This is a genomic window from Streptomyces sp. NPDC059524, from assembly GCF_042749255.1.
GTDB classification, from domain to species: domain Bacteria; phylum Actinomycetota; class Actinomycetes; order Streptomycetales; family Streptomycetaceae; genus Streptomyces; species Streptomyces xanthii.
The window spans coordinates 1-17,624 of record NZ_JBHYTK010000072.1 but is presented as its reverse complement, the minus strand read 5'-3'; the positions used below and the strand labels follow the sequence as shown (position 1 = coordinate 17,624).

Below are 17,624 nucleotides of genomic sequence, written 5' to 3'. Positions count from 1 at the left end.
GCCCCCCCCCCCGCAATCCACACCGCCGCCCCGGCGTCGCCACCCGCCCCCGGTCAGGGAGGGCACGGATCAGCGGGCGTACCGCATCAGCGTGCGCACCATGTGGCACGTCGTGTCGGACGGCGGCCGGATGCCGATGAGCTCGGCCGTCGCCCGGATCCTCCGGTTGTGGGCGTTCTGCGGAAGGTAGATGCCCGAGTCCAGCAGGGCGATCGCCAGACGCATGGCCTTGAGGCGGCGGTTGTGGGTGATGTACCAGTCACGAGGGCGCCCCGCGGGGAGCGGCCTCTTGGCGAGCGGTGCGTACGGCAGATCGAACAGCGGTGCGGCAGTGGCGGTCACAGGCATCCTCCTGTCGCGGAGTCGAGAGCCCCCGAAGCTCTCGAACACTGCTTCTATTCTACTGCCGACCACTGACAATAGCCGCTGGCCAGACGGCATTTGAGGGCCGATTCGAAGCTAGGGTGGAGCCATGGAGATCTGGATCAACCCGGCCTGCTCGAAGTGCCGCAGCGCACTCACCCTGCTCGACGCGGAGGGCGCCGACTACACCGTCCGCCGCTACCTGGAGGACGTCCCCACGCCCGACGAGATCCGCGCCGTCCTCGACCGGCTCGGCCTGGAGCCCTGGGACATCACCCGCACCGGCGAGGCCGACGCCAAGGAGCTCGGGCTCAAGGACTGGCCGAAGGAGGCCGGCAGCCGGGACCGCTGGATCGAGGCCCTCGCCGCGCACCCCAAGCTCATCCAGCGCCCGATCATCACCGCCGAGGACGGCACCGCCGTGGTGGCCCGCACCGAGGAGGCCGTACGGGACGCCCTCAGTCGCGAGAAGTAGGCGCGCGGTCGGTAACACGGGGTTCACAAACGGGCAACGGCCGGGAAATCGCCTGTTGACAGTCTGCGGAGCAGCAAGCGACCTGCTCCTCGAGGAAGTGGCCCCGTGACGTTCAAGGCTGAGTACATCTGGATCGACGGCACCGAGCCGACGGCCAAGCTTCGTTCCAAGACGAAGGTCATGGCCGGTACGCCGGGCGGCCTGGACACGCTGCCGCTGTGGGGCTTCGACGGTTCGTCGACCAACCAGGCCGAGGGCCACGCCTCCGACCTCGTGCTCAAGCCCGTCGCCGTGTACCCGGACCCGATACGCGGCGGCGACGACGTCCTCGTCATGTGCGAGGTCCTGAACATCGACATGACGCCGCACGCCTCCAACACGCGTGCCGCGCTCGCCGAGATCGAGGAGCGCTTCGGCGCCCAGGAGCCGATCTTCGGCATCGAGCAGGAGTACACCTTCTTCGAGGGCGACCGCCCGCTCGGCTTCCCCGTGGGCGGCTTCCCCGCCGCGCAGGGCGGCTACTACTGCGGCGTCGGCACCGACGAGATCCACGGCCGTGACGTCGTCGAGGCCCACCTGGAGAACTGCCTGAAGGCCGGTCTCGGCATCTCCGGCATCAACGCCGAGGTCATGCCCGGCCAGTGGGAGTTCCAGGTCGGCCCGCTCGCCCCGCTGGAGGTCTCCGACCAGCTGTGGGTGGCCCGTTGGCTGCTGTACCGCACCGCCGAGGACTTCAAGGTCTCCGCGACCCTCGACCCGAAGCCGGTCAAGGGCGACTGGAACGGCGCGGGCGCGCACACCAACTTCTCCACCAAGGCGATGCGCGAGGGCTACGACGCGATCATCACCGCCTGCGAGTCCCTCGGCGAGGGCTCCAAGCCGATGGACCACGTCAAGAACTACGGCGCCGGCATCGACGACCGCCTCACCGGCCTGCACGAGACCGCGCCGTGGAACGAGTACTCGTACGGCGTCTCGAACCGCGGTGCCTCCGTGCGCATCCCGTGGCAGGTCGAGCGGGACGGCAAGGGCTACATCGAGGACCGCCGCCCGAACGCCAACGTCGACCCGTACGTCGTGACCCGGCTCCTCGTCGACACCTGCTGCGCCGCCCTGGAGAAGGCCGGCCAGGTCTGATTCCGGCCATGAGCAGCACCTGGGCGCCCGCTTCTTCAGCGGGCGCCCTCTTGTTCCCGTACTCCATCTGCTTCAATAAGGGCATGGCCGACTTCCAGAACACCCGCGCGCAAGGTCGTCACGACCTTGAGCCGTTCTGGCCTTCCCGCCAGCACCACGACTTCGACCGTGTGTGTTGCCGCGCGACGAACGCGCAGGCCCTCTAACGCCGTTCCCCGTCCCGCACGGGTCGCACGGCCTTCGGTCGGCGCGCATGACGTACGTCCTCTCCCAGACGGCCTCTCGCGCGAAAGAGTTGACCTTCCATGGCACACGCCCGCCCGCTCCCCGTTGCCCACTCCCCCGCTCCCGCCCGGCACCGGCTGCGCGCCGTCGAGCGGGACGAGGTCGCCCCGCCCGCACCGCAGCTCGACGTCTCCGCTTTCCTGCCGCCGGGCGCCACCCTGCTGCCGGCCCCGCCGCACACGCTGCCCGCACTGCCCGGCCGGCCGCCGATGATCGGCTACCTGGTGCTCGTCCCGGCCGACCAGCAGACGCTGCTCACCGCGCCCCCGGCCGAGGAGCCCGCGCCGCCCGCCGCCTCCGGTGACACGCTCATCACGATCGACGGCGGGGAGCGCACCGCCGCCGTCGACGGACGCCCGCTCGATCTGACCTACCTGGAGTTCGAGCTGCTCGCCCACCTCGTCGCGCATCCGCACCGGGTGCACACCCGCGACCAGCTCGTCACCACCGTGTGGGGCTACGGGCACGTCGGCGACGGCCGCACCGTGGACGTCCACGTGGCCCGGCTGCGCCGCAAGCTGGGCGCCGAGCACCGCCGGACGATCCAGACCGTCCGCCGCGTCGGCTACAAGTACGCGCCGCCCGCCGGCCGCTGATCCGCACGGACCGGCCCGGGGGTGTACCCAGTGACACCCCCGGGCCGGGTGCCGTTCCCCCCTGACGCGGCGGCGCCACGCCCGCGACACTGTGGGGGAACGGTCGGGCCGGTGGACGGAGCAGCGGAATGGGTACGAGGGCGCGGAGCGCCGTGGTGGCGGGACTGCGGGGGCTGGCCCTGGCCGTGGTCGGGTTCGCCGGGTCGGTCACCCTGTTCGTGCTGACCGTCCTGTCACTGGCCTTCGTCCTGCTCGGCGTCGGCGCGCTGACCACCCCCTGGATCCTGGACCTCGTACGGCACTGGGCGAACTGGCGGCGGGCCGTCGCCGCCGAGTGGTGCGGGGTGCGGATCCCGGCGGCGTACCGGCCGTTTCCGGCCGATCTGCCCGGCGGGGTGCTCGGGCAGGTGACGCGCTGCCGGCTGATGCTCGGGGACCCGGCGACCTGGCGGGACCTGCGCTGGCTGCCCGTCGACATGACGGCCGGGTTCGCGACGGCGCTGCTGCCCGCCGCGCTCGTCCTCTACCCCGTCGAGGGGTACGCGCTCGCGGCCGGGCTGTGGCGGGTCTTCACGGACGGCACGCACATCGGCTGGTGGTACGCGTTCGTGCCGGTCTCCGGGCAGGACACCGCGCTGCTCGCCGCGCTCCTCGCCACGGTGTTCCTCGGCGTCGCGCTGTTCGTGGCGCCGGCGCTGCTCAAGGCGCACTTCCAGCTGGCCCGGGCCGTGCTCGTGCCCGCCGACGGCGAACTCGCCGAGCGCGTGCGGGTGTTGACGGACACCCGCAAGGACGCGGTGGACACGTCGGCGGCCGAGCTGCGGCGCATCGAGCGGGATCTGCACGACGGGGCGCAGGCCCGGCTCGTCGCGATGGGCATGGACCTCGGCACGATCGAGGCGCTCATCGAGAAGGACCCCGCGAAGGCGAAGGAGATGGTGGCGCGGGCCCGCCGGTCCTCCGCCGACGCGCTGACCGAACTGCGCGACCTGGTGCGCGGCATCCATCCGCCGGTGCTCGCCGAGCGCGGTCTCGGCGACGCCGTACGGGCCCTCGCGCTGCGGCTCCCGGTGAGCGCCGAGGTCGGCGTCGAGACGGCGGGGCGGGCGGACGCCCCGGTCGAGTCGGCGGCCTACTTCGCGGTGAGCGAGGCCCTGGCGAACGTGGTCAAGCACGCGGGCGCGGACCGGGTCTGGGTCGACATCCGGCACGAGGACGGCCGGCTGCGGATCGCGGTCACCGACGACGGCAGGGGCGGTGCGGCGGTCGAGGCGGGCGGCGGACTCGCCGGGATCGAGCGCCGGCTCGGTACATTCGACGGTGTCCTCGCCGTCAGCTCCCCCGCGGGCGGTCCGACCATGGTGACCATGGAGATCCCTTGCGTGTTGTCCTAGCCGAAGACCTGTTCCTGCTGCGGGACGGCCTGGTGCGGATGCTGGAGGCGTTCGGCTTCGAGATCGCGGCCGCCGTCCAGAGCGGGCCCGAACTCACCAAGGCCCTCGCCGAGTTGGCGCCCGACGTCGCCGTCGTCGACGTACGGCTGCCGCCCTCGCACACGGACGAGGGCCTGCAGTGCGCGCTCGCGGCGCGCCGGGCGCGGCCCGGCCTGCCGGTCCTGGTGCTCTCGCAGCACGTGGAGCAGCTGTACGCCCGTGAACTGCTGGCGGACGGGAACGGCGGGGTCGGCTATCTGCTGAAGGACCGGGTGTTCGACGCGGAGCAGTTCGTCGACGCGGTGCGCCGGGTCGCGGCGGGCGGCACGGCGATGGACCCGACGGTGATCCAGCAGCTCCTGGCGCGGCGGGGCGTGGAGGAGCCGCTCGGCGGGCTGACCCCGCGGGAGCTGGAAGTGCTGGAGCTGATGGCGCAGGGCCGCTCGAACGCGGCGATCGCGGGGCAGCTCGTGGTCACCGAGCGCGCCATCGCCAAGCACACCTCCAACATCTTCCTCAAGCTCGGCCTGCCCGTGTCCGACGACGACAACCGGCGGGTGCTGGCCGTGCTCCGGTACCTCGACAGCCGCTGAACGCACCGCGGTTCAGGGCCGGTTGAACGCAGGGGCCCCTTCTCACGTACGTAGTCCCATGGGACGCACCTCAAGGACCTCAAGGAAAAGGCGCTCTTCGCTGGCGACGCGCATGACCGTCGCGTCGGCCGCGCTGCTCCTGGGCGGGGGTGGGCTGGCCGCGGTCAACGTGTACGCGTCGGCCCATGAAGAGGACCCGCAGGAGACGGAGCAGGTGAGCCAGGTGGTGGCCACGATCGACTGTCCGGACGTCGGGACCGCGCTGGCCGACGTGCCGGAGGCGGCACGCGGCGAGGTCGACGGTGAACTCGCCGCGCTCGACCGGCAGATCACCGAGGCCTATCAGCGGCTCGCGGACAACCAGGACGCGGCCGCGCGGGACCCGCAGTTCGTCGACAACAGCATTCTGGGCCCGCTCGAGGACCAGCGCACCGCCGTCCTCGGCCGGATCGCCGAGGACATCCGGCGGGCGGGCGGACAGCCGCCGGACGGGCTGGACGCGATGGCCGCGTGCACGGGGCGGGCGTCGGACGCGCCCGCGCCCTCCGCGAGCCCGGGGCCACCGGGCGGGGGCAACGGGCCCGAGGCGAGCGACTTCGCCGACATCGAGTCCGTGCAGCCGAACGCGCAGGCCCCGCGCAACCGCCGCGGCGCCTCCCGCGGCAGCTTCACCACCAAGTGCGGGCGCAACGAGAACGGCAAGTTCAACCCGGACAACGTGATCGTCGCGCCCGGCGTGAGCAACGGCGCCCACCACATGCACGACTACGTCGGCAACCAGGCCACCGACGCGTTCTCGAGCGACGACGACCTCGCGGCCGGTGACACCAGCTGCCGCAACCAGGGCGACCGGTCCACGTACTACTGGCCGGTGCTGCGGCTGCAGAACGGCGAGGACGAGAACGACGCGGGCGCGGACGGCGGCGGCAAGGACCAGAACGTGGGCGAGATCCAGACGCCCGCGTCGGTGACGCTGAGGTTCGACGGGAGTCCGGTCTCGAAGGTCGTGCCGATGCCGCGCTTCCTGCGGATCATCACCGGCGACGCGAAGGCCTTCACCAACGGTGACGCGAACGCCAACGCGTCGTGGAGCTGCACCGGCTTCGAGGACCGGCAGCTGAAGGACAAGTACCCGGTCTGCCCGGACGGTTCGCGGGTCGTGCGCACCTTCCGCTTCCAGAGCTGCTGGGACGGGGTGAACACGGACAGCGCCAACCACCGTACGCACGTGGCGTTCGAGGACCCGCGCACGGGCGCCTGCCCCGAGGGGTTCAAGGCGATCCCGCAGCTCGTGCAGCGGATCGTGTACGACGTACCGCCGGGGCCCGGCTTCGCGGTCGACTCGTTCCCCGAGCAGCTGCACAAGCCGGTGACCGACCACGGCGACTTCATCAACGTCTTCGACGAGCGGCTGATGCGGCGGGTGGCCGCCTGCATCAACCGGGGCGACCGCTGCCGGTGACGCCCTGTCAGTGGTGGCCGTGGTGCGCCGAGGAGCGCTCCACGGCCCCGCCGAGCCGGTCCCGCAGCGCGGTCACGACCCGCTCGGGGCCGGCGGCGACCCAGCGGCGGCCGACGAGATAGGTGCCGCCGTAGTCGTCGGCGGCGTCCAGCCACTCGGCGCGGCCGCGGTCGGTGGCGAAGGTGGCCAGGACGTAACGGCCGCTCCCCGAGCCGCAGTTGGCCTGGCGCAGGTCCGCCGCGTCGGTCTGCACGTCGGGTGTGCAGCCGGCGCGGCGGGCGAGCTGTTCGAGGGTGCCGGTCGCCGCGCGGGGGGCCTGCGGCCGCTCCGGCTCCCCCGCCGTGCATCCGGCGACGGCGAGCGCCCCGGCGACCGCGATCCCCAGCAAGCCCGTCCTCGTCCCGTACCTCATCCGGCCCTCCTGTCTCGTGGTGCCCGGGACTGCGACACGTTCTCGCCGACTCCGCGCACACCGTTGAGCACCCGCGTGCCTGCGGTTAACGTGCGCCGCACCATTCGCGACGCAGGGGGTAATCCACGCATGTCCGCACCGACGCGACGCACGGTCCTCGGCACGGCGGGTGCCATCGGACTCGGGACGGCCCTCGGCGGCCTCGCCCTGCCGGCGCCCGCACACGCGGCTCCGGCGCTTGATACGGACGCGGCGCGTGCCGCGCTCAACCGCCGGCTGCCGCGGCACGCGGACCAGTTCCGGCTGAGACTGACGCCCGGTCAGGGCGGCGGCGACCGGTTCCGGGTGACCGGGGAGACGGGCCGCGTCGAGGTGGAGGGGACGACCCCGGCCGTGCTGCTGGCCGGGGTCCACTGGTATCTGAAGTACACGTGCGGGGCGCACATCGCCTGGAACGGCGACCAGCTGGACCTGCCGGACCGGCTGCCCGCGCCGGACCGGCCGCTGGAGCGCTCGACGGCGCTGCCCCACCGGTTCGCCCTGAACGACACGAACGACGGCTACACGGCGCCGTTCGCCGGGTGGGCGTACTGGGAGCGGATGATCGACGTCCTGGCGCTGCACGGCTGCAACGAGGTGCTGGTCGTCGCGGGCATGGAGGCCGTCTACCACCGGGTCCTGAAGGACTTCGGGTACAGCGACGCGGAGGCGCGGGCCTGGCTGCCGGCGCCCTCGCACCAGCCGTGGTGGCTGCTGCAGAACCTCTCCGGGTACGGCGGCCCGCTCTCGCCGGAGCTGATCGCGGACCGCGCCGCGCTGGGCCGCCGGATCGCGGACCGGCTGCGCGAGCTGGGGATGCGGCCGGTGCTGCCGGGCTACTACGGGCACGTGCCGAAGGGGTTCGTCGAGCGGAACGGCGGCGACGCGCATGTGGTGCCGCAGGGCGTGTGGCACGGCTTCGAGCGGCCGGACTGGCTGGATCCGCGCACGGACGCGTTCACACGGGTCGCCGGGTCCTTCTACGGACACCAGCGGGACGTGTTCGGGGCGGTCGACGCGTTCAAGATGGACCTGCTGCACGAGGGCGGCACGGCCGGTGACGTGCCGGTCGGGGACGCGGCGCGGGGCGTCGAGCGGGCGTTGCAGCGGAACCGGCCGGGGGCCGTCTGGGTGATCCTGGGCTGGGAGGCGAATCCGCTGCCCGCGCTCCTGGACGCCGTGGACAAGCGGCGGATGCTGATCGTCGACGGGGTCTCGGACCGGTTCACGTCGGTGACGGACCGGGAGGAGGACTGGGGCGGCACCCCGTACACGTTCGGCACGATCCCCAACTTCGGCGGGCGTACGACGATCGGGGCCCGCGCGCACATCTGGAACGAGAAGTTCTTCGCCTGGCGCGACAAGCCGGGCAGCGCGCTCACGGGCACGGCGTACATGCCGGAGGGCACCGACCGCGATCCGGCCGCGTTCGAGCTGTGGTCCGAACTGGCCTGGACCGAGGACCCGTTGGACCTGCCCGCCTGGTTCGACGGGTACGCGGGCTTCCGGTACGGGAAGGACGACAAGGACGCCCGCGCCGCGTGGCGGGCACTTCAGGAGACGGCGTACCGGCACACGGCGCGCGAGCGGTCCGACCCGCACGACTCGCTGTTCGCGGCGCGCCCGGACCTGGCGGCGGACAGCGCCGCCTACTACGCGCCGAACGCCCTCTCCTACGATCCGGCCCGCTTCGACGCCGCCCTCGCCGGGCTCCTGGGCGTGGCGGGGAGCCTGCGGGGCAGCGCCGCCTACCGCTACGACCTGGTGGACGTGGCCCGGCAGGCGCTCGCGCACCGCAGCCGCCAGTTGCTGCCGCAGCTGAAGGCGGCGTACGGGGCGAAGGACGCGGCCGCGTTCAAGGCGCTGTCCACGCTGTGGCTGAAGCTGATGCGGCTCTCGGACGACGTGACCGGCACCGATCCTGCGTTCCTGCTGGGCCCGTGGATCCAGGACGCGCGGGCGATGGCGACGAGCGAGGCGGAGCGGGCCGAGTTCGAGCGCTGCGCGAAGGTGCTGATCACGGTGTGGGGCGACCGGGCCACCTCGGACCCGGGCCATCTGCACGAGTACGCGAACCGCGAATGGCAGGGCCTGACGGCCGACTTCTACCTGCCGCGCTGGCAGAAGTGGCTGGACACGCTCGAGGACGCGCTGGCGCGCGGCGAGGCCCCGGCGGCCGTCGACTGGTTCGCGTTCGAGGAGCCGTGGACGCGGGAGCGCAAGGACTATCCGCTGCGGCCGTACGGGGACGCGTACAAAACGGCCGACCGGGTGCGGGACGTGCTCGCGCGGGCCCCCTACCAGGGCACCCTGAAGGTGTCGGCGGACCCCGCCGCGTTCCCGCCGGGCGGGCACGCGCGCGTGGCGGCCACGTTCCGCAACGTCAACGGGCTGCGGGCGACGGGCCGCGTCGACTTCGCGCTGTCCGGGCTCGACGCCGAGCCCGAGGGCGCCACCTCGCTGGAGCGGGTGGAGCCGGCGGGCGAGGGCACGGTGGCCTGGCGGGCGAGCGCGCCGGGCACCCCGCTGGACCGGCCGCTGCGCCCGCTGCCTTACACGATCGACGTGGAGTACGGACCGCTGGGCGAGGACCGGGTCACGTACGCGCACCGGGGCACGCTCTTCGAGGCGGGACCACTGGAGGCGGGATGGCGGACCTACTCCGGCAACGCCGCGGTGTTCGGGCAGTTGGACGACCGGTTCGCGATCGACGGCGGCGGCGCGGACCTGTGGAAGGGCACGACGGAGTTCGGCACGGCGTACCGGGCGGCGGCGTTCACGGACGGCTCGGCGGCCGAGCTGCGGGTGGACACGCAGGCGGTGACCGGCGCCTGGGCGCGGGCCGGGATCATCGTGCGCAACTCCCTCGCCACGCCCGGCGCGCAGGGCTTCCTGAACCTCTCGGTGACCCCGTCCAACGGTGTCGTGCTGTCCTACGACTCCAACGGCGACGGGACGCTGGACACGTACAGGCGGATCACCGGGATCAAGGCGCCGGTGCTGCTGCGGCTGTCCCGGTCGGGCGGCTCGTACACCGGGGCGTGCTCGACGGACGGCGGGACGACCTGGCGGACGGTGGCGACCGTGACGGTGCCCGGTGCGGCGGCGGTGCAGGACACGGGCCTGTTCATGAGCGCGACGAACGGGGGCAACGGGACGCGCGGAACAGTGGAGTTCAGCGGCTGGCGGTTGACGTAGATCACGTCGCGGAAACTGTGACCATCGCACGAGTCACTCGTTCTGCTGAACGTGCAGTCGCAGACGTCGCAGTCCAAGGTGCAGTCCCCGGCTCCGCCCCCGGGCGCGGCCACCGTCGTCGATGTCGAGCAGGCCGAGGCCTCTCTCGTCGAGCACTACCCGCGGCTCGTGCGGCTCGCGTACCTGGTGCTGCCGCCGACGCTCGGCCGCAACCGCCGGGTGCTCACGGCCCACGCGGTGACCCAGCGCGCCCTGCCGCGCGGCCGTACGGGGACGGCGCCCCCGTCGATCCCGGCGCAGCGCGGCGACGCCCGGCGCGCCGCCGATCCCGCGTACGCGTACGTGCGGGCGCGGGTGCTGCGGGCGGCGCTGGACGCGGGGCGGCCGCTGCTGCGGGCGGCGTGGCCGCGCCGGGCCCAACTGCCGCCGCTGCTGCCGCAGGTGTGGGGACTGCGCCTGTTCCCGAAGTCGGGCGGCGCCGACGAACTGGCCCTGGACCAGCGGCTGTCGGCGCTCACCGGGCCCGGCCGGGCCGCGTACGTGCTGCACGGTCTGGAGCGGCTCGACGACGCGGCCCTGCGGTCCGTGCTCGGGGCGGCGGGCTGCGACGTGGAGGAGGTGACGGCCGCGCTCGCCGAGGCGGGCGGGCTGCGCGCGGAGGACGGCTCGGAGGCGGCCGCCCTGCTGGCCTCCCCCGAGTTCGACCCCTGCTCGCTGCACGCGCGGCCGCCGGACCTGATGCGGCGGCGCCAGCATGTGAAGGCGGTCGTCGCGGGGCTCGCGGCGGTCCTGGTGTGCGGGGCGCTGCTCGGGCTGCCCGGCGACAGCTGGGGCCCCGAGGGTGCGGCGGCGCCCTCGTACGCGCGCAATCCGGCGGCGCAGGCGGCGCTGGACCCGGGGAAGCTGACACGGGTCGCGGCGACGGCGTGGCAGGGCTCGGCGCGGACGGACTTCTCGGTGTGGCCGGCGCGGGGCTCGCTGACCGGCGACCGGGAGCTGCTGCGCCGGGCGCTCGCGGTGTGGGCGCGGCCGGGCGGCACGGTCCAGGTGTCGGCGACGCCCGGCACCCCGGCGGGCGCGCCGCCCGGCCCGCCGCAGCTGCTGTACGCGGGCTCGGTGGACGGGGCGCGGATCGTGCTGTTCCACGACGGGCTGCGGCTGGTGCGGTACGCGGAGCCGGAGCACGGGACGAGCGGCGCCGCGCTCGACTTCGCGCGGGTGGACGGAGCGGCGGCCCCGGAGTCCGGCGCGGTGATCGTCGACCGCACCGACGGGAACGTCCGCTACCTCACGGCCCCCTGGGTGACCGGCGCGGCCGTGCGGGACCTGCTGGCGCCGGACGCGGCGCCGCGCCGGCTGGCCCGGACGAAGGACGGGGTCACGGCCCCGTTCCCGAGCCCGGCCGTCTCGGCGTCCTGCACGGGGTGGAACGCGCTGGCGCTCACCGACGCCGACGGCACCCGGCTCGCCACCGACCTCGGCGAGCTGGTGCCCGCGCATCTGACGGCGGGGCGCCCGGACGCGCCGCGCGAGTCCCGGCCCGGCGACTGGTCGGCGACGGCCTGCTCCCTCGCCGCGGCCCGCTCGCACGGGGTCCGCTCCGTGAACGCGTGGGCGTACGCGCGCCAGCCGCTGCCCGAGGCGGGCGGCGAGGCCCGCTGGGTGTGCACCCGGGCCGAGACCTGGCGCGGCGGCGGTCCGCGCACCCTGGCCCTGTTCCGGGCGCCGGGCGTGGCCGGGGCGGTGGTGGCGGCCCGCTCGCAGAACGCCCCGGCGTGCGGCGGCCGGGACCCTCGGGTGCTCGCCGGGGTGCGCTGGAAGTCGCGGGCCGGGACCTGGTACCTGGTCGCGGCGGGCAGTCCGGGCCTGGGCTCGGTGACGGCGGCGGGCACGACGGGGAGCGGGCCGACGCTGGCGGTGCGGGTGGCACGGGGCACGAAGGCGAGCCTGTCGGGGCGGACCCGGGACGGGGTGCGGATCGACCCGCTGGGCTGATCCGAGGGCCGGTCCAGGGCGGGCATCCGGACCGCTCCCGGGCCGGCATCCGGACTACTCCCGGGCCGGCATCTTGCTGACGATCACGTAAAGAAAGTCGGTTCCGGGGGGTGTCCAGGCGCTCTACCGCTCAGTACATTGACGGCATGTCTAATAAGCGCGTCACGCTGAAGGCACGCCAGGTGTCCTTCGCCTGGGACAAGACTCCCCTGCACTGGCTGCCCGACGACCCGTTCACCACGCACACCATCAATGTGCTGCATCTCCTGCTGCCCGCGGGTGAACGCTGGTTCGTGCACGTGTACAAGCAGGTGCTGCCCTTCATCCGTGACGACCGGCTCCGCGAGGACGTCATCGGCTTCATCGGCCAGGAGGCCATGCACGCGCAGGCCCACGACGAGGTGCTGCCGCACCTGCGCGAGCAGGGCCTGGACCCGACGCCGTACACCGCGCAGGTGGACTGGTTCTTCGAGAAGCTGCTCGCCGACCGGACGCTGCCGCCGGGCAAGGCCCGTCAGTGGTGGCTGATGGAGCGGGTCGCGCTGATCGCGGCGATCGAGCACTACACCGCGTTCCTCGGCAACTGGGTGCTGAACGCCGAGGAACTGGACCGGCGCGGCGCCGACCCGATGATGCTGGACCTGCTGCGCTGGCACGGCGCCGAGGAGGTCGAGCACCGCTCGGTGGCCTTCGAGCTGTTCATGCACCTCGACGGCAGCTACCGGCGCCGGGCCCGCACCTGGGCCACCGCGTTCGCCGCCCTGATGTTCCTGTGGCAGCGCGGCGCGCGCTTCTTCATGGAGAACGACCCGACGCTCCTGGACGGCAAGGCCTCGTTCAAGGCCTTCTACCAGGGCGGCAAGAAGGGCGTGCTGCCGTCGACGCCCGACATGCTGCGGTCCATCCCGCGCTACCTGAGCCGCGACTACCACCCCGAGCAGGAGGGCGACACCGACCAGGCCGTCGCCTACCTCGCGTCGTCGCCCGCCGCCCGCGCCGCCGAGGCCCGCGAAGGAGCCGCCCGATGAAGGCCCGCACGCTGCGCAAGGCCGTCCTCGTCGCCGGCGCCGCGCTCGTCGTGCGCCGCGCCCTGCGCCGCCGCATCAAGGACTCCCCGCTGTGGCCGCTGCCGGCCCTGGAGGAGCCGACGTCCGGGCGTCCGCGCGCCCGCGCGCTGCGGCTGCTCGTCGCCGGGCACGAGCAGGTGGCCGACGGCGTCGTCCAGCTCCGCCTGGAAGGCACGAACCTGCCCGCGTGGCAGCCCGGCGCCCACCTCGACCTCGTCCTGCCCTCCGGCCTGATCCGGCAGTACTCGCTGTGCGGCGACCCCGAGGACACGTCCTCGTACACGGTCGCGACCCGGCTGATACCGGCCGAGGACGGCGGGCGGGGCGGCTCGCGCGAGGTGCACGAGCAGCTCGCGCAGGGCGCCGAGGTCGAGATCCGCGGCCCGCGCAACCGGTTCCCGCTCCAGGAGGGCGCGCCGGCGTACCTGTTCGTCGCGGGCGGCATCGGCATCACGCCGGTCCTGCCGATGCTGCGCGCCGTCGAGGCCCGCGGCGCCGAGTGGCGGCTGCTCTACGCGGGCCGGACCCGGGCCTCCATGCCGTTCCTGGAGGACGTCCTCAAGCTCGACGGGCAGCGGGGGCGGGTCACCGCCGTCGCCGAGGACGAGGACGGGCGGCCCGACCTCGCGGCCGCGCTCGGGGCCACCGCGCCCGGCACCGCCGTGTACTGCTGCGGCCCCGAGGGCCTGATGGCGGCGGTCGAGGACCTGCTGCCCGAGGGCCGCGAACTCCACCTGGAGCGCTTCGCCCCGCGCAATTCGGCCGACGGGAACGGGCCGTTCGAGGTCGAGCTGCGGCGCAGCGGCAAGGTCGTCCAGGTGGCGGCGGACACCACGGTGCTCGCGGCGCTGCGCCCCGAGGTGCCGGGTCTGGCCTACTCGTGCGAGCAGGGTTTCTGCGGGACCTGCCAACAGCGGGTGGTCGAGGGCGAGATCGACCACCGCGACGAGCTGCTCACGGACGCGGAGCGCGACGACTCGATGCTGATCTGTGTCTCCCGCTGCCGCGGCGAGCGCCTGGTTCTCGATCTCTGAGGCGAGTCGCCCGCCAGTGTCTCCCAGTGATCTCGACGGCCTGATCCGCTCGGTAGAGTGTTCGGTATGACTACCGGGGTGCGGCGCAGATTGGGAGTCGAGGAGCGGCGGCGGCAGTTGATCGAGGTCGCCCTCGAACTGTTCAGCAACCGCTCCCCCGACGAGGTCTCCATCGACGAGATAGCGGCCGCCGCGGGCATCTCGCGGCCGCTCGTCTACCACTACTTCCCGGGCAAACTCAGCCTGTACGAGGCCGCGTTGCAGCGGGCCGCGCAGGATCTCGCGGAGCGCTTCGAGGAGCCGCAGGACGGGCCGCTCGGGGCGCGGCTGCTGCGTGTGATGAGCCGTTTCTTCGACTTCGTGGACGAGCACGGGCCCGGTTTCTCGGCGCTGATGCGCGGCGGCCCGGCCGTCGGCTCCTCGACGACGAACGCGCTGATCGACTCCGTCCGGCAGGCCGCGTACGTCCAGATCCTGGCGCATCTGCAGGTGCCCCGGCCGAGCCCGCGCCTGGACCTCGTGGTCCGCTCGTGGGTCTCGCTCGCCGAGTCGACGGCGCTGATCTGGCTGGACGGTCGCCGCATCCCCCGCGAGGAGCTCGAGCGGCAACTGGTGCACGACTTCGCGGCGCTGGCCGCCGTGAGCGCCGCCTACGACGAGGAGATGGCGGCGCTGCTGCGCCGCATCCTCGCCGCCGAGCCGGCCGACGGGCCTTTCACGGACCTGGTCGAACGGCTCGCGCTGCTGGCCCCCGTGTAGCCGCTCAGGCGATCGCGGAGCGGTACGCCGGGTCGAGGTCCCGCACCTCGACCGACAGGTGGACCCCCGCCGGGTCCTGGATGTGCGCGGGCAGCAGCCCGAGCACGGTCTCGGCGAGCGCCGCCTTGGCCTCTTCGGTGCGGCCCGCGAGCAGCGCGATCTCGACGTGCAGCACCTGGACCGGCTCGGCGCCGTCGCCGACCACGTTCTCCCCGGCGCTGCGGAACGTCGTCTTGCAGGCCGGGATCCGGGCGGCGACCTTGTCGACGCAGGCCTGGTGGACGGCGACGGCGAGCCCGTCGTGGTCCAGCCGTTCGTCGAGGCCGGCGGAGTGGTCGACGGTGATCAGCGGCATGTTCTCGGCTCCGGGTGCGTGTGTTTCTGGGCAGGTCCTCGCACAGCCTTGTCGGTGCCGCGGGGCCGCACAAATCGCGCCCACGGGGTGGACGGCAGGGACACGTTCGCGGCCGCCGCCCGGTGGGGCTTCTCGCGCCCCGCGGCGGAGCCGCTGATCGACCCCGCGCCCCTGATGAGGCTGCGCCTCATCAGGGAAATGCGACCCGAAGGGTCTGCGTTTCAGGGGCGCGGGGAACTGCGCGACCAGCCCCCACCGGGCGGGAGGTCGCGACCGTGGCATCAGGCGGCTCCATGGGGCGTGACCGGCCCACAGACGAACCGCACACCGGGCGATAAAGTCGGCCCGTGACAGCGCGATTGGCCGACATAGCGGCACAGGCGGGGGTCAGCGAAGCGACGGTCAGCCGCGTGCTCAACGGCAAACCCGGCGTCGCCGCGGCCACCCGGCAATCCGTCCTCGCCGCCCTCGACGTCCTCGGCTACGAACGCCCCGTGCGGCTGAAACAGCGCAGCGCGGGCCTGATCGGCCTGATCACCCCGGAGCTGGAGAACCCCATCTTCCCGGCGCTCGCCCAGGTCGTGGTGCAGGCCCTGACCCGGCAGGGGTTCACCCCCGTACTGGCGACGCAGACACCGGGCGGCTCGACCGAGGACGAGCTGACCGAGATGCTCGTGGACCGCGGGGTGAGCGGCATCATCTACGTGTCCGGCCTGCACGCCGACACGACGGCGGACACCCGGCGCTACGAGCGACTGCGCGGCCAGGGCGTCCCGTTCGTGCTCGTGGACGGCTTCTCCGCGTCGGTCGCGGCCCCGTTCATCTCCCCCGACGACCGGGCCGCGGCGGCGCTCGCCGTGACGCACCTGGTCTCGCTCGGCCACACCCGGATCGGACTGGCGCTCGGCCCGAAGCGGTTCGTGCCGGTGCAGCGCAAGACCGAGGGCTTCGTACGGGCGATGCGCGAGCGGCTCGGGCTGTCCCCCGAGGACGTGGAGCGGGACTTCGTCGAGCACTCCCTGTACACGCTCGAGGGCGGTCAGGCGGCGGCCTCGGCGCTGCTCGACCGGGGCTGCACGGCGCTCGTCTGCGCCAGCGACATGATGGCACTGGGTGCCGTGCGAGCGGTGCGGCAGCGCGGCCTCGACGTGCCGCGGGACGTGTCGGTGGTCGGCTTCGACGACTCCCCTCTCATCGCGTTCACGGACCCGCCGCTGACCACGATCCGCAAGCCCGTGCACGCGATGGGTCAGGCCGCCGTCAACACGCTGCTCGAGGAAGTCGCCGGGACGCCGGCGCCGCACAGCGAGTTCGTCTTCATGCCCGAGCTGGTCGTCAGGGGCTCCACTGCCTCGGCCCTTGGGGGTCCGGCTCGTTCCTGAGGTGTAGGGGGTGCGTTCAGGACCCGCCCGAGGGATGATCGGACAGGGGGGTGGAATCTGGCAGACTCTGCGTCTATGGGTGAAAAGACCGTGACGACTGTGGAAGGCCGACAAGGGCCCACCAACTCACCCATCGCGGACGATCGCGCCGGGGAGCGGGAGCCTGGCCGACTGCGTCGTCTGCGCGCCCCGCGCCGCCCGCGTCTGTGGTTCGAGATCCTTCTGATCGCGGTGAGTTACTGGACGTACTCCCTGGTGCGCAACGCGGTACCGGAGCAGCGGTCCCAGGCCCTGCGGAACGCGGACTGGATCTGGCAGGCCGAGCACCATCTCGGCATCGCCGTCGAGCAGAGCGTCAACCATGCCGTGAACGCCGTCACTTGGCTCGTCGTCGGCATGAACTACTACTACGCGACGCTCCACTTCGTCATCACGCTCGGTGTCCTCGTGTGGCTGTTCCGTCGCCATCCGGGCCGGTACGCGGCGACACGGCTCGTCCTCTTCGCGACCACCGCGGTCGCGCTGGTCGGCTACTACTTCTATCCGCTGGCGCCGCCGCGCCTGATGACCGGCGGGCACTTCATCGACACGGTCGCCGTGCACGAGACCTGGGGCTCCATGGCCTCCGGCAACCTCAAGAACATGTCGAACCAGTACGCGGCCATGCCGTCCATGCATATCGGCTGGTCGCTGTGGTGCGGGCTCACCATCTTCGCGCTGGCGTCGGTGCCGTGGGTCCGTGTGCTGGGTCTTCTGTACCCGGCGGTCACGCTGGTCGTCATCGTGGCCACGGCGAATCACTTCTGGCTGGACGCGGTGGGCGGCATGGCGTGCCTCGCCTTCGGTTACGCGGTGGCGTGGGTCTGGTACGGGGCCCTGCCGTATGCGCTGCCGCGCGCTGTGGCGACGGGTACCGCCCCCGTCCTGCCGATGAAGGTGTAGTCGCGGCCGCGGCCCGGTGGGGCTTCTCGCGCCCACGCGGCGGAGCCGCACATCGACACAGCCCCGCGCCCCCGATGAGGCGCAGCCTCATTAGGGG

At 73.2% G+C, this 17,624-nt stretch carries 17 protein-coding genes; 14 read left to right on the top strand and 3 right to left on the bottom strand.

From position 1 onward, the window contains the following. Positions 1-69 precede the first annotated feature (69 nt). Positions 70-348, bottom strand: a complete 279-nt coding sequence (locus ACFW9D_RS20970; protein ID WP_188339306.1) for a hypothetical protein — start codon at positions 346-348, stop codon at positions 70-72. Between the two features lie 124 nt (positions 349-472). Here ACFW9D_RS20970 and ACFW9D_RS20965 point away from each other — a divergent pair, with 124 nt between their 5' ends. The 7 genes from ACFW9D_RS20965 to ACFW9D_RS20935 all read left to right on the top strand — a co-directional run bounded on the left by ACFW9D_RS20965 (position 473) and on the right by ACFW9D_RS20935 (position 6,344). Next, positions 473-838, top strand: coding sequence for an arsenate reductase family protein (locus tag ACFW9D_RS20965; protein WP_188339305.1), 366 nt, complete (start codon positions 473-475; stop codon positions 836-838). Between the two features lie 105 nt (positions 839-943). Continuing rightward, positions 944-1,975, top strand: a complete 1,032-nt coding sequence (gene glnII, locus ACFW9D_RS20960; RefSeq protein ID WP_188339304.1) for a glutamine synthetase — start codon at positions 944-946, stop codon at positions 1,973-1,975. A gap of 8 nt (positions 1,976-1,983) precedes the next feature. Beyond that, entirely contained in the window at positions 1,984-2,181 is a 198-nt protein-coding gene (locus tag ACFW9D_RS20955; RefSeq protein ID WP_384623766.1) for a hypothetical protein, read from the top strand. 99 nt (positions 2,182-2,280) lie between these two features. Further along, on the top strand, positions 2,281-2,856 hold the full coding sequence (locus ACFW9D_RS20950; protein ID WP_384623764.1) for a winged helix-turn-helix domain-containing protein: 576 nt from the start codon (positions 2,281-2,283) through the stop codon (positions 2,854-2,856). Between the two features lie 128 nt (positions 2,857-2,984). Next, positions 2,985-4,250: a sensor histidine kinase gene (locus ACFW9D_RS20945; protein ID WP_384623762.1), complete on the top strand. Its 1,266-nt coding sequence runs from the start codon at positions 2,985-2,987 to the stop codon at positions 4,248-4,250. Beyond that, positions 4,235-4,882, top strand: coding sequence for a LuxR C-terminal-related transcriptional regulator (locus ACFW9D_RS20940; RefSeq protein ID WP_384623761.1), 648 nt, complete (start codon positions 4,235-4,237; stop codon positions 4,880-4,882). The genes ACFW9D_RS20945 and ACFW9D_RS20940 overlap by 16 nt, the downstream gene beginning before the upstream one ends. Before the next feature lie 112 nt (positions 4,883-4,994). Then, positions 4,995-6,344 carry a DUF1996 domain-containing protein gene (locus ACFW9D_RS20935; protein WP_384623759.1) on the top strand — a complete coding sequence of 450 codons (1,350 nt, stop codon included), beginning with the start codon at positions 4,995-4,997 and terminating at the stop codon, positions 6,342-6,344. Between the two features lie 7 nt (positions 6,345-6,351). Here ACFW9D_RS20935 and ACFW9D_RS20930 read toward each other — a convergent pair whose 3' ends face one another. Beyond that, entirely contained in the window at positions 6,352-6,756 is a 405-nt protein-coding gene (locus tag ACFW9D_RS20930; RefSeq protein WP_384623757.1) for a hypothetical protein, read from the bottom strand. A 129-nt stretch (positions 6,757-6,885) separates the two neighbouring features. Between ACFW9D_RS20930 and ACFW9D_RS20925 the strand changes: the two genes are divergently transcribed. The 5 genes from ACFW9D_RS20925 to ACFW9D_RS20905 all read left to right on the top strand — a co-directional run bounded on the left by ACFW9D_RS20925 (position 6,886) and on the right by ACFW9D_RS20905 (position 14,848). After that, positions 6,886-9,993 (top strand): alpha-N-acetylglucosaminidase, encoded by a 3,108-nt coding sequence (locus ACFW9D_RS20925; protein ID WP_384623755.1) that lies wholly within the window; start codon positions 6,886-6,888, stop codon positions 9,991-9,993. Positions 9,994-10,035: 42 nt separating this feature from the next. After that, a complete protein-coding gene (locus tag ACFW9D_RS20920; protein WP_384623782.1) occupies positions 10,036-11,988 on the top strand; it encodes a hypothetical protein in 1,953 nt (650 codons plus the stop codon). Positions 11,989-12,134: 146 nt separating this feature from the next. Further along, positions 12,135-13,016 (top strand): metal-dependent hydrolase, encoded by an 882-nt coding sequence (locus tag ACFW9D_RS20915; protein WP_188339298.1) that lies wholly within the window; start codon positions 12,135-12,137, stop codon positions 13,014-13,016. Further along, positions 13,013-14,089, top strand: a complete 1,077-nt coding sequence (locus tag ACFW9D_RS20910) for a PDR/VanB family oxidoreductase (protein ID WP_384623753.1) — start codon at positions 13,013-13,015, stop codon at positions 14,087-14,089. The genes ACFW9D_RS20915 and ACFW9D_RS20910 overlap by 4 nt, the downstream gene beginning before the upstream one ends. Before the next feature lie 66 nt (positions 14,090-14,155). Beyond that, positions 14,156-14,848, top strand: a complete 693-nt coding sequence (locus tag ACFW9D_RS20905; protein WP_384623751.1) for a TetR/AcrR family transcriptional regulator — start codon at positions 14,156-14,158, stop codon at positions 14,846-14,848. Positions 14,849-14,852: 4 nt separating this feature from the next. On the opposite strand, the gene ACFW9D_RS20900 is transcribed toward ACFW9D_RS20905, so the two are convergent. After that, the gene (locus ACFW9D_RS20900) at positions 14,853-15,203 is read right to left on the bottom strand and encodes a 5-carboxymethyl-2-hydroxymuconate Delta-isomerase (protein ID WP_384623749.1); all 351 of its coding nucleotides are present in this window, start codon (positions 15,201-15,203) and stop codon (positions 14,853-14,855) included. Between the two features lie 347 nt (positions 15,204-15,550). Between ACFW9D_RS20900 and ACFW9D_RS20895 the strand changes: the two genes are divergently transcribed. Beyond that, a complete protein-coding gene (locus ACFW9D_RS20895) occupies positions 15,551-16,585 on the top strand; it encodes a LacI family DNA-binding transcriptional regulator (RefSeq protein ID WP_188339294.1) in 1,035 nt (344 codons plus the stop codon). A gap of 75 nt (positions 16,586-16,660) precedes the next feature. Beyond that, positions 16,661-17,527, top strand: coding sequence for a phosphatase PAP2 family protein (locus ACFW9D_RS20890; RefSeq protein ID WP_384623747.1), 867 nt, complete (start codon positions 16,661-16,663; stop codon positions 17,525-17,527). Positions 17,528-17,624: the final 97 nt, after the last annotated feature.

What these genes read in the sequence shown, in the direction of transcription:
- ACFW9D_RS20970 (WP_188339306.1), bottom strand. Translation starts at nt 348, where the DNA reads ATGCCTGTGACCGCCACTGCCGCACCGCTGTTCGATCTGCCGTACGCA.
- ACFW9D_RS20965 (WP_188339305.1), top strand. Translation starts at nt 473, where the DNA reads ATGGAGATCTGGATCAACCCGGCCTGCTCGAAGTGCCGCAGCGCACTC.
- ACFW9D_RS20955 (WP_384623766.1), top strand. Translation starts at nt 1,984, where the DNA reads ATGAGCAGCACCTGGGCGCCCGCTTCTTCAGCGGGCGCCCTCTTGTTC.
- ACFW9D_RS20950 (WP_384623764.1), top strand. Translation starts at nt 2,281, where the DNA reads ATGGCACACGCCCGCCCGCTCCCCGTTGCCCACTCCCCCGCTCCCGCC.
- ACFW9D_RS20945 (WP_384623762.1), top strand. Translation starts at nt 2,985, where the DNA reads ATGGGTACGAGGGCGCGGAGCGCCGTGGTGGCGGGACTGCGGGGGCTG.
- ACFW9D_RS20935 (WP_384623759.1), top strand. Translation starts at nt 4,995, where the DNA reads ATGACCGTCGCGTCGGCCGCGCTGCTCCTGGGCGGGGGTGGGCTGGCC.
- ACFW9D_RS20930 (WP_384623757.1), bottom strand. Translation starts at nt 6,756, where the DNA reads ATGAGGTACGGGACGAGGACGGGCTTGCTGGGGATCGCGGTCGCCGGG.
- ACFW9D_RS20925 (WP_384623755.1), top strand. Translation starts at nt 6,886, where the DNA reads ATGTCCGCACCGACGCGACGCACGGTCCTCGGCACGGCGGGTGCCATC.
- ACFW9D_RS20915 (WP_188339298.1), top strand. Translation starts at nt 12,135, where the DNA reads ATGTCTAATAAGCGCGTCACGCTGAAGGCACGCCAGGTGTCCTTCGCC.
- ACFW9D_RS20910 (WP_384623753.1), top strand. Translation starts at nt 13,013, where the DNA reads ATGAAGGCCCGCACGCTGCGCAAGGCCGTCCTCGTCGCCGGCGCCGCG.
- ACFW9D_RS20905 (WP_384623751.1), top strand. Translation starts at nt 14,156, where the DNA reads ATGACTACCGGGGTGCGGCGCAGATTGGGAGTCGAGGAGCGGCGGCGG.
- ACFW9D_RS20900 (WP_384623749.1), bottom strand. Translation starts at nt 15,203, where the DNA reads ATGCCGCTGATCACCGTCGACCACTCCGCCGGCCTCGACGAACGGCTG.
- ACFW9D_RS20890 (WP_384623747.1), top strand. Translation starts at nt 16,661, where the DNA reads ATGGGTGAAAAGACCGTGACGACTGTGGAAGGCCGACAAGGGCCCACC.